The sequence below is a fragment of the Leucobacter aridicollis genome (assembly GCF_024399335.1).
Taxonomy (GTDB): domain Bacteria; phylum Actinomycetota; class Actinomycetes; order Actinomycetales; family Microbacteriaceae; genus Leucobacter; species Leucobacter aridicollis_A.
The window spans coordinates 3,147,008-3,165,402 of record NZ_CP075339.1 but is presented as its reverse complement, the minus strand read 5'-3'; the positions used below and the strand labels follow the sequence as shown (position 1 = coordinate 3,165,402).

Here is an 18,395-nt window from a genome sequence, read left to right as displayed (position 1 = left end):
GAAGTCCCTGTGCGCCGCGAGCACTGCCGCGGTGTGCGGCTCAGCAAGCTATTCCGCGAGCAACCCGATCAGCTCATCGACGTCTGCCTCGGTCGTGTCCCACGCACACATCAACCTGTACAGGCCGCGCTGTGTTGGCCAGGCGCCGAAGGTGAACCGGCGCTGAGCGCGCTCGGCGACGGCCTCGGGAAGCTCAACGAACACGGCGTTTGACTGGACCGGGAACGCGATCCGCACTCCCGCTGCCGCAGACTGCTCGATGCCAGCAGCGAGGCGAGCTGCCATCGCGTTCGAATGAGTTGCCGACCGGAGCCACAGGTCGCCGCCATAGAGGGCATTGAGCTGGGCCGAAGCGAAGCGCATCTTCGATGCGAGCTGGAGGTTGATCTTGCGCAGGTAGTCGATACCAGCTCCTGTTCCCTGCCGGAGGAGCACGACGGCTTCGGCCCCCAGCCCGCCACTCTTCGTCGCACCGAGGCTGAGCAAGTCGGCACCGGCGTCGCTGGAGATCGAGGCGAGGCTCGTGCCGAGGTGCGCGGCGGCAGCGCCGATCCTGGAGCCGTCGATGTGCAGCAGCATGCCGTGCTCGTGGGCGTGATCGGCGAGCTCCCGGATCTCTTGAGGCGTGTAGCTCGTGCCAAGCTCTGTGGTCTGTGAGATCGTCACCGCAAGGGGCTGCGCGCGGTGCTGCGACCCCCACCCCCAGGCCTCGCGATCCACGAGCTGGGGAGTGAGCTTGCCGTCAGGGGTGTCGACCTGCAGAAGCTTCAGCCCACCCGTCTTCTCGGGTGCTCCTGTCTCGTCGGTATTCACGTGTGCCGTTGTGGCGCAGATGACTGCGCCCCATCGTGGGATCGCCGATTGGAGTGCGAGGACGTTGGCTCCCGAGCCGTTAAACACAGGGAAGATCTCGGCCTCCGGACCGAACAGCCTGCGGGCGTGGCCCTGCAGCTCGGACGTCCACGGGTCCCCGCCGTAGGCGACTGCGTGTCCGACGTTGGCGGCTGCGATCGCCTCCATGACCTCGGGGTGAACGCCTGCCCAGTTGTCTGAGGCGAATGCGTGTGGGTGGGCTGCGAAGGAATCGGTCACCCTTTCACCCTAAACCCATGGAGACGTCGAGGCCGGCTTCCGCGAACCGCGCAGAACCCACCGAATGCAATCGGCTGTAGGTATGCCGCTCCCCGGCGATCCGGACAGATCTTCTGCAGATACAAGGCGTGGCGGTCGGACCTGCCGAGCCCGTGAGCACTCGCCGATGTCCGACCCGCACCGTAGGGTCAGAGCGACGCGAGATATCAAGGAGGCTCATTTGGCGCTGAACTCACTCCCTGTGCGCTGGGTCGAAGAGCATCCGCAAGCGCCGGCAGACCGTGAGGCGTGGTTCGCTCAGGTCCCGGCGGTGCGGCAGCTGCTTGAGGTCGGCATTGAGTTTGGACCCATCACTGTCTTTGTTGGCGAGAACGGTGCGGGCAAGTCGACAATAGTTGAGGCCATCGCCGCGGCGTACGGACTGAACCCCGAGGGTGGCACACACAACGCGAGGCACTCAACGTTCGCGAGTGAGTCTCCGCTTGAGTCTCACCTGCAGCTTGCGCGAGGCGCTGGGGCATCGCGTAAAGGGGTGTTTCTGCGGGCGGAGACGATGCACAGCCATTTTGGGTACCTGTATGAGATTGAGTCGGCAGACAGCGGCCCACTTGGTCGCCACAACTATCAGAGCCATGGCGAGTCCTTTCTTGAGTATCTGGGAGCTCGTGAGCGCGTGCGTGGCTTGTGGGTGTTCGACGAGCCTGAGTCGGCGCTCTCCTTCACGAACTCGCTCGGGCTGCTTGCGCGTATGAGTGAGCTTGCGGCGAACGGGTCGCAGGTCATTCTGTCCACGCACTCGCCGGTACTCGCGGCTGTGCCGGGGGCAGACATTTATGAGCTCGGTGAGTGGGGAATGCGGCGGTCGAGCTATGACGACCTTGAGATCGTCGACGCCTGGCGCAGGTTCATGGCAGCGCCAGACAGGTACCTGCGGCATCTCGAGTAGCGCTCAGCAGAGTCTCAGGTGATGGACTGGCGTGAAATGGCGACAGCGATTAAACTTGAGTCATATCGACTCAGGTTTTCTGGCCGGCCGCGGGTGCCGGTCGTGCCGCTCATCACGAAAGGACATCATGCAGGCAAATTGGCAGCCAGCCGAAGGCGAAGGCAAGGAAAGCGCGCTCGAGCAGTTCGGCGTGAACCTCACCGAGGTGGCGCGCTCAGGGAAGCTTGACCCTGTCATTGGACGCGACAGTGAGATTCGTCGCGTCAGCCAGGTGCTCACCAGGCGCACCAAGAACAACCCAGTACTTATTGGCGAACCAGGCGTTGGGAAGACCGCCGTCGTCGAGGGGCTCGCCCAGCGCATCGTCGCCGGCGACGTGGCCGAGTCATTGAAGGGCAAAGAGCTCATCTCGCTCGATATCTCCGCGCTCATCGCTGGCGCGAAGTACCGTGGCGAGTTTGAGGAGCGCATGAAGGCCGTGCTCGCCGAGATCAAGGAGTCTAACGGCCAGATCATCACCTTCATTGACGAGCTCCACACTCTCATGGGGGCCGGTGGCGGGGAGTCGTCAGTCGCAGCGTCGCAGATGCTCAAACCCATGCTGGCGCGTGGCGAGCTGCGGCTGATCGGCGCGACAACGCTCGATGAGTACCGTGAGTACATCGAGAAGGATGCAGCGCTTGAGCGGCGCTTCCAGCAGGTCTACGTTGGCGAGCCATCTGTCGAAGACACTGTGGCTATTCTGCGCGGTTTGAAGGAGCGCTACGAGGCGCATCACAAGGTGACGATCGCCGACTCGGCCCTCGTCGCTGCCGCGTCGCTCTCGAACCGCTACATCACAGCGCGACAGCTGCCCGATAAGGCTATCGACCTCATCGATGAGGCGGCGTCTCGGCTACGCATGGAAATCGACTCTGCGCCGCTCGAAATCGACGAGCTACGGCGCGCGGTTGATCGCCTGAAGCTCGAGGAGCTCGCGCTCAAGAAAGAAAAGGACGACGCGTCGAAGGAGCGCCTCGCGAAGCTTCGGGCCGACCTCACTGAGAAACAGAACGAGCTTGCTGGGCTCGAAGCGCGGTGGGAGCGCGAGCGTGCCACTCTGAACCGGGTTGGTGAGCTCCGCGAGAAGCTCGATCACAAGCGAATGGACGCGGAGCGCGCGCAGCGTGAGGGCAACCTTGAGCGCGCCTCGAAGCTCCTCTACGGCGAGATCCCGGTCATTGAGAAGGAGCTTGCTGAAGCGGAGCGCGAGGAGCTGCAGGGGGCGTCTGGACCGGACGGTGAGCCGCGCATGGTGAACGAGCAGGTGACTGACGAGGACATCGCCGGAGTTGTCGCGGCCTGGACCGGTATCCCCGTCGGGCGTCTGATGCAGGGCGAGACCGAGAAACTGCTCGCGCTCGAGCACGAACTCTCGAAGCGGGTCGTCGGCCAGGAGGAGGCCTCGCGGGCCGTCGCTGACGCTGTCCGCAGGACGCGTGCGGGCATCGCCGACCCCAACCGCCCAACGGGCTCGTTCTTGTTCCTTGGACCAACTGGCGTCGGCAAGACTGAGCTTGCGAAGGCTCTTGCCGAGTTCCTGTTTGACGATGAGCACGCGATGGTGCGCATCGACATGAGCGAGTACGGCGAGAAGCATTCGGTGTCCCGCCTCGTCGGTGCCCCTCCAGGCTACGTTGGCTACGAGCAGGGGGGTCAGCTTACCGAGGCCGTCAGGCGGCGCCCCTACTCCGTGGTGCTCCTCGACGAGGTTGAGAAGGCACACCCCGAGGTCTTCGACGTGCTCTTGCAGGTGCTCGATGACGGCCGCCTCACTGACGGACAGGGGCGCACGGTTGACTTCCGCAACACGATCCTTATTCTCACTTCGAACCTGGGGAGCCAGTACCTTGTTGATCCAGACATGGCCTGGACCGAGAAGGTTGCGGCCGTGCAGGAGACGGTGCGACGTGCGTTCAAGCCAGAGTTCGTCAATAGACTCGACGAGATGGTGATCTTCCATCCGCTCTCCGTCGACGCGTTGGGGCAGATCGTCGAGATCACCATCGACAGGTTGCAGGCGAGGCTCGCTGAGCGCCGCCTCACGCTCGCGGTCACTCCCGACGCCCGAGCTTGGCTTGCGGAGCGTGGTTACGACCCGATCTACGGTGCGCGCCCGCTCCGGCGGCTCGTGCAGCGTGAAATCGACGATCGGCTCGCTCGGGGGATTCTGGGCGGGGAGATCCGCGATGGCGATGTCGCAAGGATTGACGTCGCACCGGGCGGCGAGGGTCTCGAGCTGCTGCCAGGCACGGCGGCGTAGCAGTCAGTCAGAGGCCTGTCACAACGCGAAGTTGTGGCAGGCCTCTTGCTCTGCGTCGTCTGGGGGAGGTCGGCGCGACAACCGCGAGTGAAAAATCACAAAACGGTAACGGGATTCGATAGGGTGAGTGGCACGCGCAACGCAGCGCGGAGACAGGAGCCCCACTTGTATCGCATGTTTAGCACTTCGGGCGGCCTGATCTCAGCACAGACAGGGCCCGTCAGCCGGCGCGGGGCGCGGACGGCGCTGCTCGCCGCCGTCTTCGTCGTGATGCTCGTCACCGGCCTAGGAACCAACCCATATGCGGCGAGCGCCAGCGTGCTGCAGCTCCACGGCGCGCTCAGCAGGGTGGAAGACTTCGGGATCATCTCGCACCGTGGCGCGGCAGCACTCGCGCCAGAGAACACGCTAGCGGCGATGCGGATCGCGTTTGAGCAGGGCGTCGACTTTGTCGAAGCCGACTTGCACCTCACGGCTGACGGCGTCCCGGTGCTCATGCACGACCCGACGGTTGACAGGACAACGACGGGCACCGGAGCCGTCGCGAACCTCACACTGGCACAGATCCAGGGACTCGACGCCGGATCTTGGTTTGACGGCGCATTTGCTGGCGAACGGGTACCAACGCTCGAGGCGTTCCTCGACGAGCTCGCTCCAACGAACAGTCGTGCCCTCATCGAATTGAAGGGAACGTGGAACGACGAGCAGGTTGCTGGGGCGGTGGCGATGCTCGACGCTCGATACCTGATGAATAGAGTCGCTTTTGAGTCGTTCGAGGTTGATAATCTCGAGCGCCTCGCCGCGCTTGCACCTGACTACGCCCGGGTGATGCTCACCCGGGAATGGGATCGGCCGACGCTCGACCTCGCTGCGTCTCTGAATATCTCGGCGATCGGCGCTCGCGTGAGCGTGTTCGAAGCCGACTTCGGGCTCGTTGATGAAGCCCGAGTGCTCGGGATCGGAACCATGGTGTACACGCTCAATACCGCGAAACAGTGGAAACAGGCGCGCTCGCACGGGATCGACCTGATGATCACCGACGACCCGGTCGCGCTCGACAGCTGGCGGCGCTCTCAGAGCGAAACGGTGTAGCGTCACAGAGGGTGCACACATGCGCCACTGACGAAGGAGCAACATGGTTACGAGAGTCCCCATCGGTCAATCGGCACTCGAGGTCGCGCCGCTCGCCCTCGGTGCGAATGTGTTCGGCTGGACGGCAGACCGCGACGCGTCGTTCGAGGTGCTCGACGGCTTCGTACGGGGTGGCGGAGACTTCATTGACACGGCTGACGGCTACTCCGCCTGGGTTCCCGGGAACACTGGTGGCGAGTCGGAGACGCTCATCGGGGAGTGGCTGCAGGCTCGCGGCACCCGTGACCGCGTGACCATCGCAACGAAGGTCTCGACGCATCCAGAGTTCTCAGGTCTCGCGGCCGCGAACGTTCGAGCGGCGGCAGACGCGTCGCTTGCTCGCCTACGGACAGACATGATCGATCTCTACTACGCTCATTTTGACGACGCCGACACGCCGCTCGAAGAAACCGTCGCCGCGTTTTCAGAGCTCGTTGACGCTGGCAAGGTGCGCGCGATCGGTGTCTCGAACTACACAGCCGAGCGCGTCACCGAGTGGTTCGAGATTGCCAGGGCTGGTGGCTATCACCTTCCCGTCGCGTTGCAGCCGCACTACAACCTGCTTGAGCGCGACTTCGAGAGGAACGGGCTCCGCGACGTTGCAACGGACGAGAATCTCACAGTGTTCCCGTACTTCGGGCTCGCCAAAGGGTTTCTTGCGGGCAAGTATAGGGACGCCGCCGCCGCTGAGCAGGCAGGGGCGAGCCCCCGTGCGGGGCAGGCCGTCGGCTATCTCGACGACCGCGGGCGCAGTGTGCTCCAGGCGCTCGACGCGATTGCGGAGCGCGAAGGCGTTGAAGTCGCGAGTGTGTCGCTCGCATGGTTGCGGCAGCAGCCGACGGTTGGAGGGCCGATCGCGAGCGCCCGCACAACGGGTCAGTTGGCCGCGCTCCTCGCGTCGATGAACCTCGAACTGAGCGATGAGGATCTGCGCGCGCTGAGCGCAGCCGCTGCGTAGAGGCGTCTCCCGCCCCCTGAACGCGAAGAGCCGCCAGCACCCGAGTGGGGTGCTGGCGGCTCTTCGCTTGGTTCGGAAACCTACCGGGGCTGGCCCGGTGCTATTCTGCGGTGCCGTAGAGACGGTCACCCGCGTCGCCGAGACCCGGAACGATGTACGCGTTCTCGTCGAGACCCTCGTCGAGCGCGCCAAGCACGAGTGTGACGTTGCGGTCGCCCGCGGCCTTGCGCATCGCCTCGACGCCCTCGGGCGTTCCCAGGATGCAGATCGCGGTGATGTCGTCGGCGCCGCGCGCGAACAAGAAGTCAATCGCTGCGGCGAGCGAGCCGCCTGTCGCGAGCATCGGGTCGAGCACGAAGCACTGGCGGCCAGCGAGCGAGTCGGGCAGGCGCTCGGCGTAGGTCGTCGGCTCAAGGGTCTGCTCGTCGCGGACCATGCCAAGGAACCCGACCTCTGCCGTCGGCACGAGCTTCACCATGCCCTCGAGCATGCCGAGGCCCGCGCGCAGAATCGGGACGATGAGCGGGAGCGGCTCGCTGAGTCGCACCCCGGTCGTCTTGGCGACAGGGGTTTGGATCTCGAGGGGATCGACGCGCACCTCACGGGTTGCCTCGTAGGCAAGCAGCGTCATGATTTCTTCGACGAGAAGGCGGAACGTGGGCTGCGGCGTTTTCGCGTCGCGCAGCACCGTCAGTTTGTGTGTGATCAGTGGATGATCTGCAACGAAGACTCGCATACGCCTATTCTATTGCCGTGACCACCATCCCTCCATCACCAGACGAGCTTGCAGCGATGGAACGCGCGCTCGAGTCAGCTCGCGAGGCCGCAGCGGCGGGGGAGATCCCTGTAGGGGCGGTGATCCTTGGCCCTGACGGGACAGTGATCGCGGCAGGTCGGAACGACCGCGAAGCGAACACAGACCCGACGGGTCACGCTGAGGTGATCGCCATCCGTGCCGCGGCCGCCGCGCTCGGCGACAGGATCCTCGACGGGTGCACGCTCGTCGTCACTCTTGAACCGTGCGTGATGTGCGCCGGGGTCATCCTCGCCGCTCGGGTGCCGCGGGTCGTGTTCGGGGCGTGGGACGTGAAGGCCGGCGCTGTCGGGAGCGTGTACGACCTGCTGCGCGACGGCAGGCTACCGCACCCTGTCCCGGAGGTTACTGCCGGTGTGCGGGCGGACGAGTGCGCTGCCCTCCTCGAGGCGTTCTTCTCGGAGCGTCGCTAGCGGGGCTGCCGCGCCACCCCTGCGCCCGAGCACATCAATCTCTCGAGTGCACACCTTGAAACCCATATCGAGGATGTGGGTTCGCGAAGTTGATGTGTCGAAAGCTGCGGGCCTACGAGATGGCGACAGGCTCGTCCGCGAACGACACTGAGACGGGATCACCCGCAGCGTATGCCGTGTCTGCGCCGTGCTGGGCCGCGATCGTCGTGCCGTCGTGGAGTTCGACAACCGTGCGCCTGATCGATCCGAGGAACCCGCTCGACACGACTGTGCCGCCAGCACCGGCACCACCACCGGCACCACCACCGGAGTCCGCCCCCGGCCGCGTGACCGTCAACCGCACGTGCTCCGGCCGGACGTACGCCGTCACTGCAGTGCCTGCGTCGGGAATCGAACCCGCCTGCCCGAGCACAGGGATCACCGCGCCCTGCACACGCACGACCGCACCGTCTGGGCGTACGTCGAGCACACCCGTCACCCGGTTCGAGAGGCCAACGAAGTCGGCGACGAACGGAGACGCTGGCCGCCGGTAGAGCTCCTCCGGGGAACCGAGCTGCGCGATCCTGCCCGACTCCATCACCGCGACTCTGTCTGAGATCGCGAGCGCTTCCTCCTGATCGTGGGTGACGAAGACGGTGCTGATGCCGAGCTCGGTCTGGATCGCCCGGATCTGCTCGCGCAGCCGAACGCGAACCTTCGCGTCGAGGGCCGAGAGCGGTTCGTCGAGCAGCAAGGCGCGTGGTCGCGTCACGAGCGCCCGAGCGAGCGCGACGCGCTGCTGCTGGCCGCCGGACAGCTCGTGCGGAAACCGCTCGGCGAGATGATCGAGGCCGACGATCTCGAGGACTTCCCCAACGCGTCGCGCGCGTTCGGCCCGGTTGACGCGCCGCATTCGCAGCCCAAACTCGACGTTTCGCGCGACTGAGAGGTGCGGGAACAGGGAGTACTGCTGAAACACCATGCCGATGTCGCGACGGCTGACGGGAACGTTGGTCACGTCGTCGTCGCCGAGCATGATCCGTCCGCCCGAGACCTGCTCGAGCCCGGCGATGCATCGCAGCGCCGTCGTCTTTCCACAGCCCGACGGGCCGAGCAGGCAGACGAGCTCGCCAGGGTCGAGGGCGAGGTCGACACCGTGCAGCACTGTGGTCGAGCCGTAAGACTTTGTCACCCCCGCGAGGCGGACTGGTGACGGGGTAGCGGTGGGGTTAGCGGCCACGGCCAGACTCCTTGAGATGGGGCGCACGCGTTGCGGCGTGCGCGCGGGTGGGACCGGGGATGCTGCGCGGGCGTCGACGCCGGGGCGGGCCGCCCGTCGCGCTCACGATGAGCAGCAGCACGAACGCCCCGACGAGCGAGATGAGTGCGACCGCCACCGCGACGAAGGGGTCTGACTTTGAGATCTGCAGGAGCGCGGTCTGCAGGGTGACCCGGTTCAGCAGCGACGACACTGTGAACTCCCCGAGCACGATCGCGATCGTGATGAGCGAGGCGGCGAGGAGCCCCCGCCGCACCCCGGGGGCGATGACGCGAACGAGCACTGTCGTCCAGCCCGCACCGAGGGAGCGCGCTGCCTCGGCGCGGACTCGCGCGTCCATCCCGGTGAGGTCGGAGGCGATTGCCCGGTATGCGAACGGCAGCACGAGCACGCCGTAGGCGAGGGCGAGCGTCCACACCCCCGATCCGACGGCCTGACCGATGACCCTGTAGATCGGCGCGATGCCGACGACGAGCACGATGGCCGGGATCGCGATCGGCAGCACTGTGAGCAGGTCGAGCGCGCGCTGCAGCCGCGGGAACCTGAGGTGCACGAGCACGATTGTCGGAAAGAACAGCACGAGCACGATCCCGAGCGAGATCACAGCGAGCAGCAGCGAGTTCTGAATCCCCTGCGCGAGCATGCGGTAGCCGCGGGCCTTGTCAGGATCGACGAGGGCCGCCCAGTGCGAGAGGTCGTGTCCACCGGCGGTGTTGCGCAGGGTGAACTCGAGCATCGCGACAAGCGGGATGAGAAACACAAGGCCGATGGCGGCGACGACAAGCCGCGCAACGGTGGGCGAGGGGCGCCCGGGGATGCCCGCGCTCATCCCTGCCAACTCGCCGTGCGGGCCATGAGGCGGCCGTAGCCGAGCATCACGATCGTCATGATGACGATCATGCCGAGTGCAAGCACGCCCGCGTTCGACGCGAGCGAGGCGCCAGTCTCGCCGATGAGCGCGGCGCGAATCTTCAGTGGCACGATCTGCGAGCCCTGGCTGATGAGGGCCGCGGCCGTCGCGTACGACGAGAAGGCGTTCGCGAAGAGCAGCAGCAGCGAGCCGAGGAACGCGGGGGTGAGGATCGGGATCCCGACACGTAGCCAGTAGCTCACGCCGCGACCGCCGAGGGTCGCGACGGCCTCAGCCCAGCCTTGGCGGAGCGCGAGTACCGCCGGGAGGAACGTGATGACCATGAGCGGCACCTGGAAGTACAGGTACGGGAGCACGAGGCCCGGCAACTCGTAGAGCCAGACCCCGTCGGCGTAGATGTCGGTTCCGAGCCGGTCGCGGAGGAGCACGGTAATGAGGCCCTGGCTCCCGATCGTCGCGATGAAGGCGAAGGCGAGCATCACACCGCCAAACTGTGCGAGGACGGAGCTTGCGGAGTCGACGACGCGCCGCAGGGGGCCCTGCTCGGGGAGCGCTGCGAGCGCCCAGCAGAGGACCGCGCCAACGACGGCGCCGGCGATAGCGGTGACCGCGCTCAGCCAGATGCTCGCCCAGAAGGCTGACAGGGTCTCGGGCGCGAACAGTACGGGCAGGTTCGCGAGGGAGAGGTTGCCGTCTGACACGAACCCTGATCCGACGGCGACGACCGTCGGAACGAGGAGGAACAGCAGAACGTAGGCGCCGAACGGAAGGAGGCCGAGCGCCGCGAGGAAGTTGCGCATGAGGAGGGCGGAAACGCGAGGGCCTGTCCGCCGTGCCGAGCGCGGCGGACAGGCCAATGCACTACTTGACGACCGCGGCCCAGCGCTCGGCGAGCAGCGCGTTCGCGGCGTCGGTCTGCGCCTGATCGGGCGAGACCCAGTCCTCGGAGCTCGTTCCGAAGCTCACCTGTTCGATGAGTGACTCGTCGACCGAGCCGCTTTCCTTGAGCGCGTCGATCCTGACAGGTACCGCGTTGCCCTCAAGAAACAGCGCCTGCGCCTCGTCCGAGAAGATCCACTCCTGCCACAGGCGGGCAGCGGCGGGGTGCGGTGCGTCGGCGTTGATCGCCTCGTTGTAGAACGAGACATAGACGGGGCCGTCGAGCACGGTGGTTTTCCAGCTCGGCTTGCCGTCGGCGGCCGCGATGTTATTGAACGACCAGTCGAAGACCACCGGGGTCTCGCCGGAGGCGATCGTCGCGGGGGTCGGGTCGACTGTCAGGAAGTTGCCAGCGTCACGGAGCTGCTGTGCGAAGTCGATGCCCGGGCCGAAGTCGTCGACGCCCCCGCCGTTCAGCGCAGAGATCGATCCCACCGCGGCAAACGCCGCACCCGCCTGCGTCGGGTCGCCGTTGAGCGCGACCGCACCCTTGAACCCTGACCCGAGCAGGTCGTCGAGCTTCTTGGGCTCCGAGAGCTTGTCCGCGTCGTAGCCGATCGACATGATGCCCGAGTAGTTGTTCACCCAGAGGCCGGTAGCTTCCTTGTTTTCCGCAGGGATCTCGTCCCACTTCTCGACCTTGTAGGCGGCGAACTTGTCGGTGTTCGCGAGCGCGACCGCGGCTCCGAGATCGAAGACATCGGGTGCGGTGTCCTGACCCTTGAGGTTCTCGGCGGCCTGAATCTCCTCAGCGCTCGACGCGTCGGGCGAGGCGGAATTCACGGTGATCCCGTACGCCTCCTCGAAACCGGCGATGATCTTGCCGTAGTTCGCCCAGTCCTCCGGCAGCGCGACGACGTTGAGTTCACCCTCGGCCTTCGCAGCCTCAATGAGCCCGTCCATGCCGCCGAAGTCGGCTGCGCTTGTGGCGGTGGCAGCGTCGACTGAACCGGCCGCGTCACCGCCCTCAGCCGAAGCGCCCGTCGAGCACGCCGCGAGGCTGCCGGTGAGCGCGAGAACGCCGGCAGCGAGCGCGGCGCGGCGGTAGAAGACACGTGAAGTCACAGTGAGCCTTTCGTTAGCGTCGCGGGATGCTCCCGGGCGGCGCGTGTGCCGTCCCGATCCTGAACTTCCCGATCTGACGCGTCAACGATAGAAAGGCGCAGCGAACGCGGGCTCACGAGTTCGTTGACGCTCGGTAAACGGTCGGCAAGCGTTCTCGAAACTCCTCGTAGTCGAGGCGTTGCTAGCGTCCGCGCCGCTCCCGCATCGTCACCCGGAGGCCCGAACCGATGAGACGCCTCACGAGTTCGTGCCCGCTGACGTGTGTGGCGCCGGCAGCAACGAGCTCGGCGTGCCGCTCCACTGGTACGTCGTAGTGGTCGTGGTCGAACCCTCGCTTGGGGATACCGTTGGCCGCGGCGAACGCGTGCAGTTCTGCGAGATTGTCGTCGCTCACGAGGTGGGCCCACAGCGTGCCGTGTGCCGGCCAACTGGGGTCGTCAATGAGCACCATGGTGCTAGTCGGAGGACAGCATGACGATCGAGCTCGTCGTCGGTGTCGGCAGATTGGGGTCGAGCCACACATCGGGTTCGATATAGATCACGCGCGCCGCTGGAACCGCTTCGCGGACACGACGCTCCGCCATGTTGATGATGACTGAAACTTCAGACATCGTTGTGCTCGCAGGGAGCGAGACCTTCGCGGCGACCATGATCTCATCGGGGCCGAGATACAGGGTCTTCATGTGGATGATCCTGTCGATCTCTTTCGCGTCCGCGAGAGCGAGTTGGATCTTCTTCACGTCCTCTTCGGTTGCGCCTTCGCCGACGAGCAGGCTCTTGGTCTCGAGCCCGATGATGACGGCGACCGCGATGAGGAGCAGACCGATGAGGATCGTCGCTGCAGCGTCGAAGAATGTGTTCCCCGTGATGACCGTGAGGCCGACGCCGATGAAAGCGAACGTCAGGCCGGTGAGAGCGGCGAAGTCCTCGAGCAGGATCACCGGAAGCTCTGGCGACTTCGAGCGGCGAATGAACGAGAGCCAGGTCGACTTGCCCTTCAGCGGCCTGCTCTCCTTGATCGCGGTGCGCAGCGAGAGGCTCTCGAGCACGATCGCGATCGCGAGCACGGCGAGGGGCAACCACCACATCTCGAGGGTGTGCGGATCCCTGATCTTTGAGATGCCCTCCCAGATTGAGAAGAGACCGCCGACCGAGAACAGCACGACAGCGACGATGAAGGCGTAGACGTAGCGCTCGCGGCCGTACCCGAACGGGTGCTCGCGGTCGGGCGCGCGCTTCGCCTTGCGGCCGCCGATGAGGAGAAGGAGCTGGTTGCCTGAGTCGGCGAGCGAGTGCACGCCCTCCGCGAGCATCGCCGATGAGCCCGAAAGCGCCCACGCGATGAACTTCGTAATGGCGATACCAACATTCGCGAGGAGCGCCGCGATGATCGCGCGCTTGCCACCTTCACTGCTCATTGTGCCTCCTGGGTTGAATGCCCTTCGGCCTCAAGTGTATGCGGAGCCACATGCTTTGCCAGGAGTCACTCGGCAAGCCCCAGGAACGTTGCCCTCGATCTTCAGTACTTCATTCGCCACCTGTCAGCGGCCAATGAGATCGGCGTGCGTGCGATTTCTTGAGACTCGCTGAACAAGCGGAGCGTGATGTCGGGCAGACTGGACATATGACGACGCAGCCAGAGACCGCAACGCTTCCCCGCACAGCAATGATCGGAGTCGGCTCGATGGGCGGAGCGATCCTTTCGGGCCTCCGCAATCCCGACGTGGACATCGAGCTTCCCATCACCGTGACAACGAACTCGGCGGCGAGTGCCTCCGAGTTCGATGGCGCCGCCGACGTGGTTGCATACGCGGCTGAGACAGACGCTGACGCGAACCGGATTGCAGTGCGAGACGCCGAGCTCGTGATGCTCGCGGTCAAGCCCTGGATGATCGCGGGCGTTGCGAAAGACATCGCCTCCGAGATCGCTCCAGGAACAATCGTGGTGAGCGTCGCTGCCGGGGTGTCATGCGAACAGATAGAGGCAGAGCTTCCAGGCGCGCAGGTCGTGCGTGCGATGCCGAACACTCCCTCGCACCTCGGACGAGGCGTCACCGGCGTCGCCGGAGGAGAATCAGCGTCGGATGAGGCCGTCGAGACCGTCAGGCAGTTGTTCGAGACTGTCGGCGACGTGATTGTCGTGCGCGAGGATCAGATCAACGATGTCGCTGCGGTGTCGGGATCTGGACCCGCCTACGTCTTCCTGTACGTCGAGGAGATGACGGCGGCGGCAATCCGTCGCGGATTCACCCCCGAGCAGGCGCGAGTACTCGTGAACGGAACAGTGTCGGGCGCGGCCGAGCTTCTCGTGCAGAGCGGTGAGGATCCCGCACAGCTGCGCCGCAACGTGACGAGCCCGAAGGGAACGACTGAGCAAGCAGTGTTCGTGCTGCAGGACGCGAACTGGGGCGAACTGTTCGACAGGGCGCTCGCCGCAAACGTTCGCCGCTCGGAGGAGCTGCAGCGGGGCGAGTAGCGGGTCAGGCGGGTGGGCGCCGGCTGTGTCGCCGGCGCTGTCTCCCGCTGCCTCCGGCCCGACCTCAGGTCCGATCTCCGACCCGACCTCCGACCCGACCTCAGGCCCGACCTCCGTCGTGTTGTTCGCCGGTTCCTGTGGGATCTGCACACGATATGCCAGTCCGGTCGTGTTCTGGCATTTCTTGTGCAGATGACAGGTGGTGTGCGGGCGGGTGGGCGCCCCTAACCGATCGTCGCGAATCGCTCGACGTCAGCGGCGGTTCCCGACACGATAATGAGGTCGTGTCGCGAGATCATGGTGTCTTGCGTCGCGTGGGTGAATGGCTCGCCCGGGGTCTTTACTCCGACGACCGTCACCCTGTACCGGGTGCGCACGCCGCTCTCGCGCAGCGTGCGGCCGCGGACTGACCGCGGAGGGTACATTTTCGCGATGACGTAGTTGTCGTCGAACTGGATGAAGTCGAGCATCGCCCCCGAGAGCAGGTGCGCGACTCGCTCGCCAGCCTCGCGCTCCGGGTAAATGACGTGGTTTACGCCGATGCGCTCGAGAATCTTGCCGTGCGAGTGCGAAATCGCCTTCGCCCAGATCTGCGGCACCCCGAGATCGACGAGGTTCGCGGCGATGAGCACGCTCGACTCGATTGAGGCGCCGGTCGCGACAACCGCGATCTGAAACTCGTCGGCGCCGATTTGCTGCAGCGCCTCCATTGATCGTGCGTCGGCCTGCACCGCGTGGGTCACGCGATCGGACCACTTCTGCACGAGCTCTGCATTGCTGTCGACGACAAGGACCTCGCGGTCCTGCCTGTCGAGCTGGCCAGCAGTTGAGGCGCCAAAGCGCCCAAGCCCGATCACGATGACGGGCGCATCACTTCGAATATCAACCAACGATCGGCCTTTCCTCTGGGAACCTGAAGAGCCGCGACCTGCTTGTCGCAGCGACGGCGGCAGCGAGGGTAACGGTGCCGACACGGCCCGCCCACATCGTCGCCGCAAGAACGTACTTGCCGGCGTCTGGCAATGCCTCGGAGAGGCCGGTGCTCAGCCCACACGTGCCGAACGCAGAGATCACCTCGAACAGCGTCTCGTCGAGGGTCGTGCCTGCGATGTGCATGATGGCTGTTGTCGAAATGAGCACGATGGTCGCGCCCCAGATGAGCACGGACACGGCCACTCGGAGCACCTCTGTCGGGATCCTCCTGCCAAACGCCTGCATGTCTTGGTAGCCGCGGGCCTCCGCGTAGGCGGCGAGGAACAGCACGGCGATTGTGGTCACCTTGATTCCGCCGGCGGTCGAGGCGGAGCCGCCCCCGACGAACATCAGCATGTCGATAACGAGCCGCGTTGAGCCGTTCATCTCCATGGGGTCGATGATGCCGAGGCCGCCCGACCGCGTCATGATCGACATGTACCACGCGTCGTACAGGGTGCGGCCGACTGGCTCAGCGCCGAGCGTCGCCGGGTTATTCCACTCGAGCGAGGTGATGAGCAGCCAGCCAAGAATGACGAACACGAGTGTTGTCGCGAGCGTGAGCTTCGCGTGCAGGCCGATGTGGCGGCGCTTCTCTGACCCCTTCACCACATACCTGTACAGCGCGAAGATCACTGGGAAGCCGATGCTGCCGAGGAAGACGCCGAGCGCGAGCACTGTGAGTAGGTAGTAGTCGCCAAGGTACGGCTCGAGCCCACCCGCGAGTGGGACGAAGCCCGTGTTCGTGAAGGCGGAGGCAGCGAGGTAGAACCCGTTCCACAGCGCATGCCAGAGGTCCATGCCGTCGGCCATCAGCCTGGGGGTGATGAGCAGCGTCAGACCGGCCTCGATCACGAGGAGGCTGATTGCGACAGCCGAGAGGAGCCCGCCGATATCGCCGAGACCAACTGCCTGGCTCTCGGAGGCGCCGCGAGCAGTGCGGTTCGGGTTCGTGTCGCTCGCGACGAGGAGCCGCTGCCGCAGACCGAGTCGGCGGGTGACAGTCAGGCCGAGCAGGCTTGCGATGGTGAGAACGCCGACGCCGCCGATCTGAATGCCGAGCAGAATGACGATCTCGCCGAAGAGTGACCAGTGCGTCGCCATGTCAATCGTAGAAAGGCCCGTGACGCAGATCGCAGATACCGCGGTGAACAGCGCATCAGCGAGCGGTGTGAGTTCGCCTGACGCGCTTGAGATAGGGAGTGCGAGCAGCGCCGTCCAGATAGCTACGAGGCTCGTAAAGACGAGGATCGCGAACCGGGCAGGGGTGGTGTGCACGAGCGCATGAAACCACGACGGCCTATTCCCCTGAAAGGGAGCCCTGTTCGTCAGTGCGCTTGAGCTCACTTCTCCTTCTTTCAGCGAACGGTTGGGGTCAATGTTGTCATGCTACACACTGGTCGGGATACCCTGGTGTCTATGCCAGACATTTTCGGAGTGATCGCAGACGCGACCAGACGTGACATCTTGCAGGTGCTGCTCGATCGTCATGTCGACGATGCCGAGATGAGCGTCTCCGAGATTGTCAACCAGCTTGAGATCAGCCAGCCTACAGTTTCGAAGCACCTGAAGGTGCTCCGCGACGCCGAACTCGTCACGGTTCGCGAGGAGGGGCAGCACCGGTTCTACTCGCTGAATGCCGAACCGCTCGAAATGGTCGAGGACTTCGTGATCCCGTTCCTGTCGGCCGGATTCGAGACTGAGGTAACCGTCGAGTACCTCGATGGCAATGGTTCTTCGCTCACGGGTCCCGCCGGGCTGCAAGACGACGAGCCTGTGCTGCCAGAGGAGGCGGCGAGCGCGGCGGAGCGCATCGGGCGCGCGGCGGCTGTCGCCGAGCACCGAGTGAAGGAGCTCGTCGCGCGGTTTAAGCTGCGAGAGTAACCTGCCAGTTCGCGCGAGCGAGCTTGGCGTTGTAGACTGTTGATCTTGTGGGCCACGTTACGGTTAGGCCCCGTACGGCCCGAGAGACGTGAGGTAACTGATGGGTTCAGTAATCAAGAAGCGCCGCAAGCGTATGTCCAAGAAGAAGCACCGCAAACTGCTTCGGAAGACTCGCCACCAGCGTCGCAACAAGAAGTAGTTTCTACTGAACAGCGGCCGGCAACGAATTACTTCGTTGCCGGCCGCTGTTTCGTCGCGGGCGGCTTCTCAGGTCTGCGTGATCAACCCACGCACGACCTCGACCGCCGCTGGGCCGTCCAGCGCCGGGTAGCCATCCCATGTGCCGCCGCCGATAGTCGCCTCGACACCAGGCACCCACACGGTTGTTGCGGTGGCCCCGGCGACCGCGGTGCCGAGCGTGAGCGAAAAGGCGACGCCCCCTGTCGAAGTGACCCAGGTGTCGTCGATCACGACGCCTCCCTCGGTCTGTGCGACCAGGCTCGGGTCCGGCGCTTCTGCGTCACGTTCAACGGGCGCGAGTTGCACGGATACCGATCTAATGTTCGCTGGGTCGAGTTCGCCATCGGCCGTCTCCCATGAACAGCTGACGCCCCATTCATCAACGACGTTTGCCTCGTTGGGGACGAGTCCTTCGATGTAAGGCTGAACCGCGGCCTCAACCTGGGAGCACGACGATACGTGCTCGAAGCTGAACTGCGGCTCGGGCGGCTCAGACGGGCCTGGGCCTGCTGGGGTGCCAGAGTCAGTGCCGGGAGTTCCGCCTGCGCCGACTGCGGCACCGCAGCCGGTGAGGAGCACGAGCGCGGCCGCGGTCACGGAGAGCTGGATAGGTCTGCGCATGTCACCCAGGCTAGCCAACACGGTCGTGCCGATGCGAGCCCTGGAGTGGAGCGCGACGACGGGGCCCGGCTCCTCGGCCTAGACTTGCAGCGTGGAACCAGTTCGCATCACCCTCATCGGTAAGCCAGGCTGTCACCTCTGTGACGACGCACGGGACGTCGTCGAGCGGGTGCGCACCGAGCTTGCTGCTGACGGCGTCGCCACCGAGCTTGCAGAACTGAACATTCTTGAGGACGCCGAGTTGGCGCGCCTGCACTCGGAAGACATCCCCGTGGTACGCATCGGCGACAGGCGCCACGCGATCTGGCACGTTGACGCTGAGAAGTTCGAGACTGCGGTCAGGCGTGCCGCCGGGAACAAGAAACTGTTCTGGCGGCGCTGACCGGCCGGGCGCACCCTAGCCCAGCACCACA

Annotated in this window: 20 protein-coding genes; 9 read left to right on the top strand and 11 right to left on the bottom strand. The window is 65.2% G+C overall.

Annotated elements, in window-relative coordinates:
• Positions 1 to 48: 48 nt before the first annotated feature.
• A complete protein-coding gene (locus KI794_RS14210) occupies positions 49 to 1,092 on the bottom strand; it encodes a threonine aldolase family protein (protein ID WP_119282729.1) in 1,044 nt (347 codons plus the stop codon).
• Positions 1,093 to 1,312: 220 nt separating this feature from the next.
• On the opposite strand from KI794_RS14210, the gene KI794_RS14205 reads away from it, so the two are divergent.
• The 4 genes from KI794_RS14205 to KI794_RS14190 all read left to right on the top strand — a co-directional run bounded on the left by KI794_RS14205 (position 1,313) and on the right by KI794_RS14190 (position 6,429).
• Positions 1,313 to 2,038, top strand: coding sequence for an AAA family ATPase (locus KI794_RS14205; RefSeq protein WP_255808475.1), 726 nt, complete (start codon positions 1,313 to 1,315; stop codon positions 2,036 to 2,038).
• Between the two features lie 127 nt (positions 2,039 to 2,165).
• Entirely contained in the window at positions 2,166 to 4,340 is a 2,175-nt protein-coding gene (locus tag KI794_RS14200) for an ATP-dependent Clp protease ATP-binding subunit (protein WP_255808474.1), read from the top strand.
• Positions 4,341 to 4,514: 174 nt separating this feature from the next.
• Positions 4,515 to 5,432, top strand: a complete 918-nt coding sequence (locus KI794_RS14195; RefSeq protein WP_119282871.1) for a glycerophosphodiester phosphodiesterase — start codon at positions 4,515 to 4,517, stop codon at positions 5,430 to 5,432.
• A 43-nt stretch (positions 5,433 to 5,475) separates the two neighbouring features.
• Positions 5,476 to 6,429 carry an aldo/keto reductase gene (locus KI794_RS14190; RefSeq protein WP_119282732.1) on the top strand — a complete coding sequence of 318 codons (954 nt, stop codon included), beginning with the start codon at positions 5,476 to 5,478 and terminating at the stop codon, positions 6,427 to 6,429.
• 100 nt (positions 6,430 to 6,529) lie between these two features.
• On the opposite strand, the gene upp is transcribed toward KI794_RS14190, so the two are convergent.
• On the bottom strand, positions 6,530 to 7,165 hold the full coding sequence (upp, locus tag KI794_RS14185; RefSeq protein ID WP_119282733.1) for a uracil phosphoribosyltransferase: 636 nt from the start codon (positions 7,163 to 7,165) through the stop codon (positions 6,530 to 6,532).
• A 17-nt stretch (positions 7,166 to 7,182) separates the two neighbouring features.
• Here upp and KI794_RS14180 point away from each other — a divergent pair, with 17 nt between their 5' ends.
• Positions 7,183 to 7,656, top strand: coding sequence for a nucleoside deaminase (locus KI794_RS14180; protein WP_391504215.1), 474 nt, complete (start codon positions 7,183 to 7,185; stop codon positions 7,654 to 7,656).
• 112 nt (positions 7,657 to 7,768) lie between these two features.
• Here the strand turns inward: KI794_RS14180 and KI794_RS14175 are convergent, their stop codons facing one another.
• From KI794_RS14175 to KI794_RS14150, 6 genes are all read right to left on the bottom strand, one after another.
• Complete coding sequence (locus KI794_RS14175) at positions 7,769 to 8,875, bottom strand: ABC transporter ATP-binding protein (RefSeq protein ID WP_255808473.1); 1,107 nt, start codon at positions 8,873 to 8,875, stop codon at positions 7,769 to 7,771.
• Positions 8,865 to 9,743, bottom strand: coding sequence for an ABC transporter permease (locus KI794_RS14170; protein WP_255808472.1), 879 nt, complete (start codon positions 9,741 to 9,743; stop codon positions 8,865 to 8,867). Before KI794_RS14170 ends, KI794_RS14175 begins: the two co-directional genes overlap by 11 nt.
• Entirely contained in the window at positions 9,740 to 10,585 is an 846-nt protein-coding gene (locus KI794_RS14165; RefSeq protein ID WP_255808471.1) for an ABC transporter permease, read from the bottom strand. Before KI794_RS14165 ends, KI794_RS14170 begins: the two co-directional genes overlap by 4 nt.
• 61 nt (positions 10,586 to 10,646) lie before the next feature.
• A complete protein-coding gene (locus KI794_RS14160; protein WP_255808470.1) occupies positions 10,647 to 11,789 on the bottom strand; it encodes an ABC transporter substrate-binding protein in 1,143 nt (380 codons plus the stop codon).
• A 181-nt stretch (positions 11,790 to 11,970) separates the two neighbouring features.
• A complete protein-coding gene (locus KI794_RS14155) occupies positions 11,971 to 12,240 on the bottom strand; it encodes a DUF4031 domain-containing protein (RefSeq protein ID WP_119282739.1) in 270 nt (89 codons plus the stop codon).
• Positions 12,241 to 12,244: 4 nt separating this feature from the next.
• On the bottom strand, positions 12,245 to 13,207 hold the full coding sequence (locus tag KI794_RS14150) for a cation diffusion facilitator family transporter (protein WP_119282740.1): 963 nt from the start codon (positions 13,205 to 13,207) through the stop codon (positions 12,245 to 12,247).
• 206 nt (positions 13,208 to 13,413) lie between these two features.
• Here KI794_RS14150 and proC point away from each other — a divergent pair, with 206 nt between their 5' ends.
• Positions 13,414 to 14,265, top strand: a complete 852-nt coding sequence (proC, locus tag KI794_RS14145; protein WP_255808469.1) for a pyrroline-5-carboxylate reductase — start codon at positions 13,414 to 13,416, stop codon at positions 14,263 to 14,265.
• A 224-nt stretch (positions 14,266 to 14,489) separates the two neighbouring features.
• On the opposite strand, the gene KI794_RS14140 is transcribed toward proC, so the two are convergent.
• Complete coding sequence (locus tag KI794_RS14140) at positions 14,490 to 15,155, bottom strand: potassium channel family protein (protein ID WP_119282741.1); 666 nt, start codon at positions 15,153 to 15,155, stop codon at positions 14,490 to 14,492.
• Positions 15,148 to 16,515 (bottom strand): TrkH family potassium uptake protein, encoded by a 1,368-nt coding sequence (locus KI794_RS14135; protein ID WP_255808468.1) that lies wholly within the window; start codon positions 16,513 to 16,515, stop codon positions 15,148 to 15,150. The genes KI794_RS14140 and KI794_RS14135 overlap by 8 nt, the downstream gene beginning before the upstream one ends.
• Before the next feature lie 141 nt (positions 16,516 to 16,656).
• Between KI794_RS14135 and KI794_RS14130 the strand changes: the two genes are divergently transcribed.
• Positions 16,657 to 17,121, top strand: coding sequence for an ArsR/SmtB family transcription factor (locus KI794_RS14130; RefSeq protein WP_119282743.1), 465 nt, complete (start codon positions 16,657 to 16,659; stop codon positions 17,119 to 17,121).
• Between the two features lie 100 nt (positions 17,122 to 17,221).
• Entirely contained in the window at positions 17,222 to 17,320 is a 99-nt protein-coding gene (locus KI794_RS14125) for a 30S ribosomal protein bS22 (protein WP_005504750.1), read from the top strand.
• 68 nt (positions 17,321 to 17,388) lie between these two features.
• Here the strand turns inward: KI794_RS14125 and KI794_RS14120 are convergent, their stop codons facing one another.
• Positions 17,389 to 17,982: a hypothetical protein gene (locus tag KI794_RS14120; RefSeq protein ID WP_255808467.1), complete on the bottom strand. Its 594-nt coding sequence runs from the start codon at positions 17,980 to 17,982 to the stop codon at positions 17,389 to 17,391.
• A gap of 91 nt (positions 17,983 to 18,073) precedes the next feature.
• Between KI794_RS14120 and KI794_RS14115 the strand changes: the two genes are divergently transcribed.
• The gene (locus tag KI794_RS14115) at positions 18,074 to 18,364 is read left to right on the top strand and encodes a glutaredoxin family protein (protein ID WP_119282745.1); all 291 of its coding nucleotides are present in this window, start codon (positions 18,074 to 18,076) and stop codon (positions 18,362 to 18,364) included.
• Positions 18,365 to 18,395: the final 31 nt, after the last annotated feature.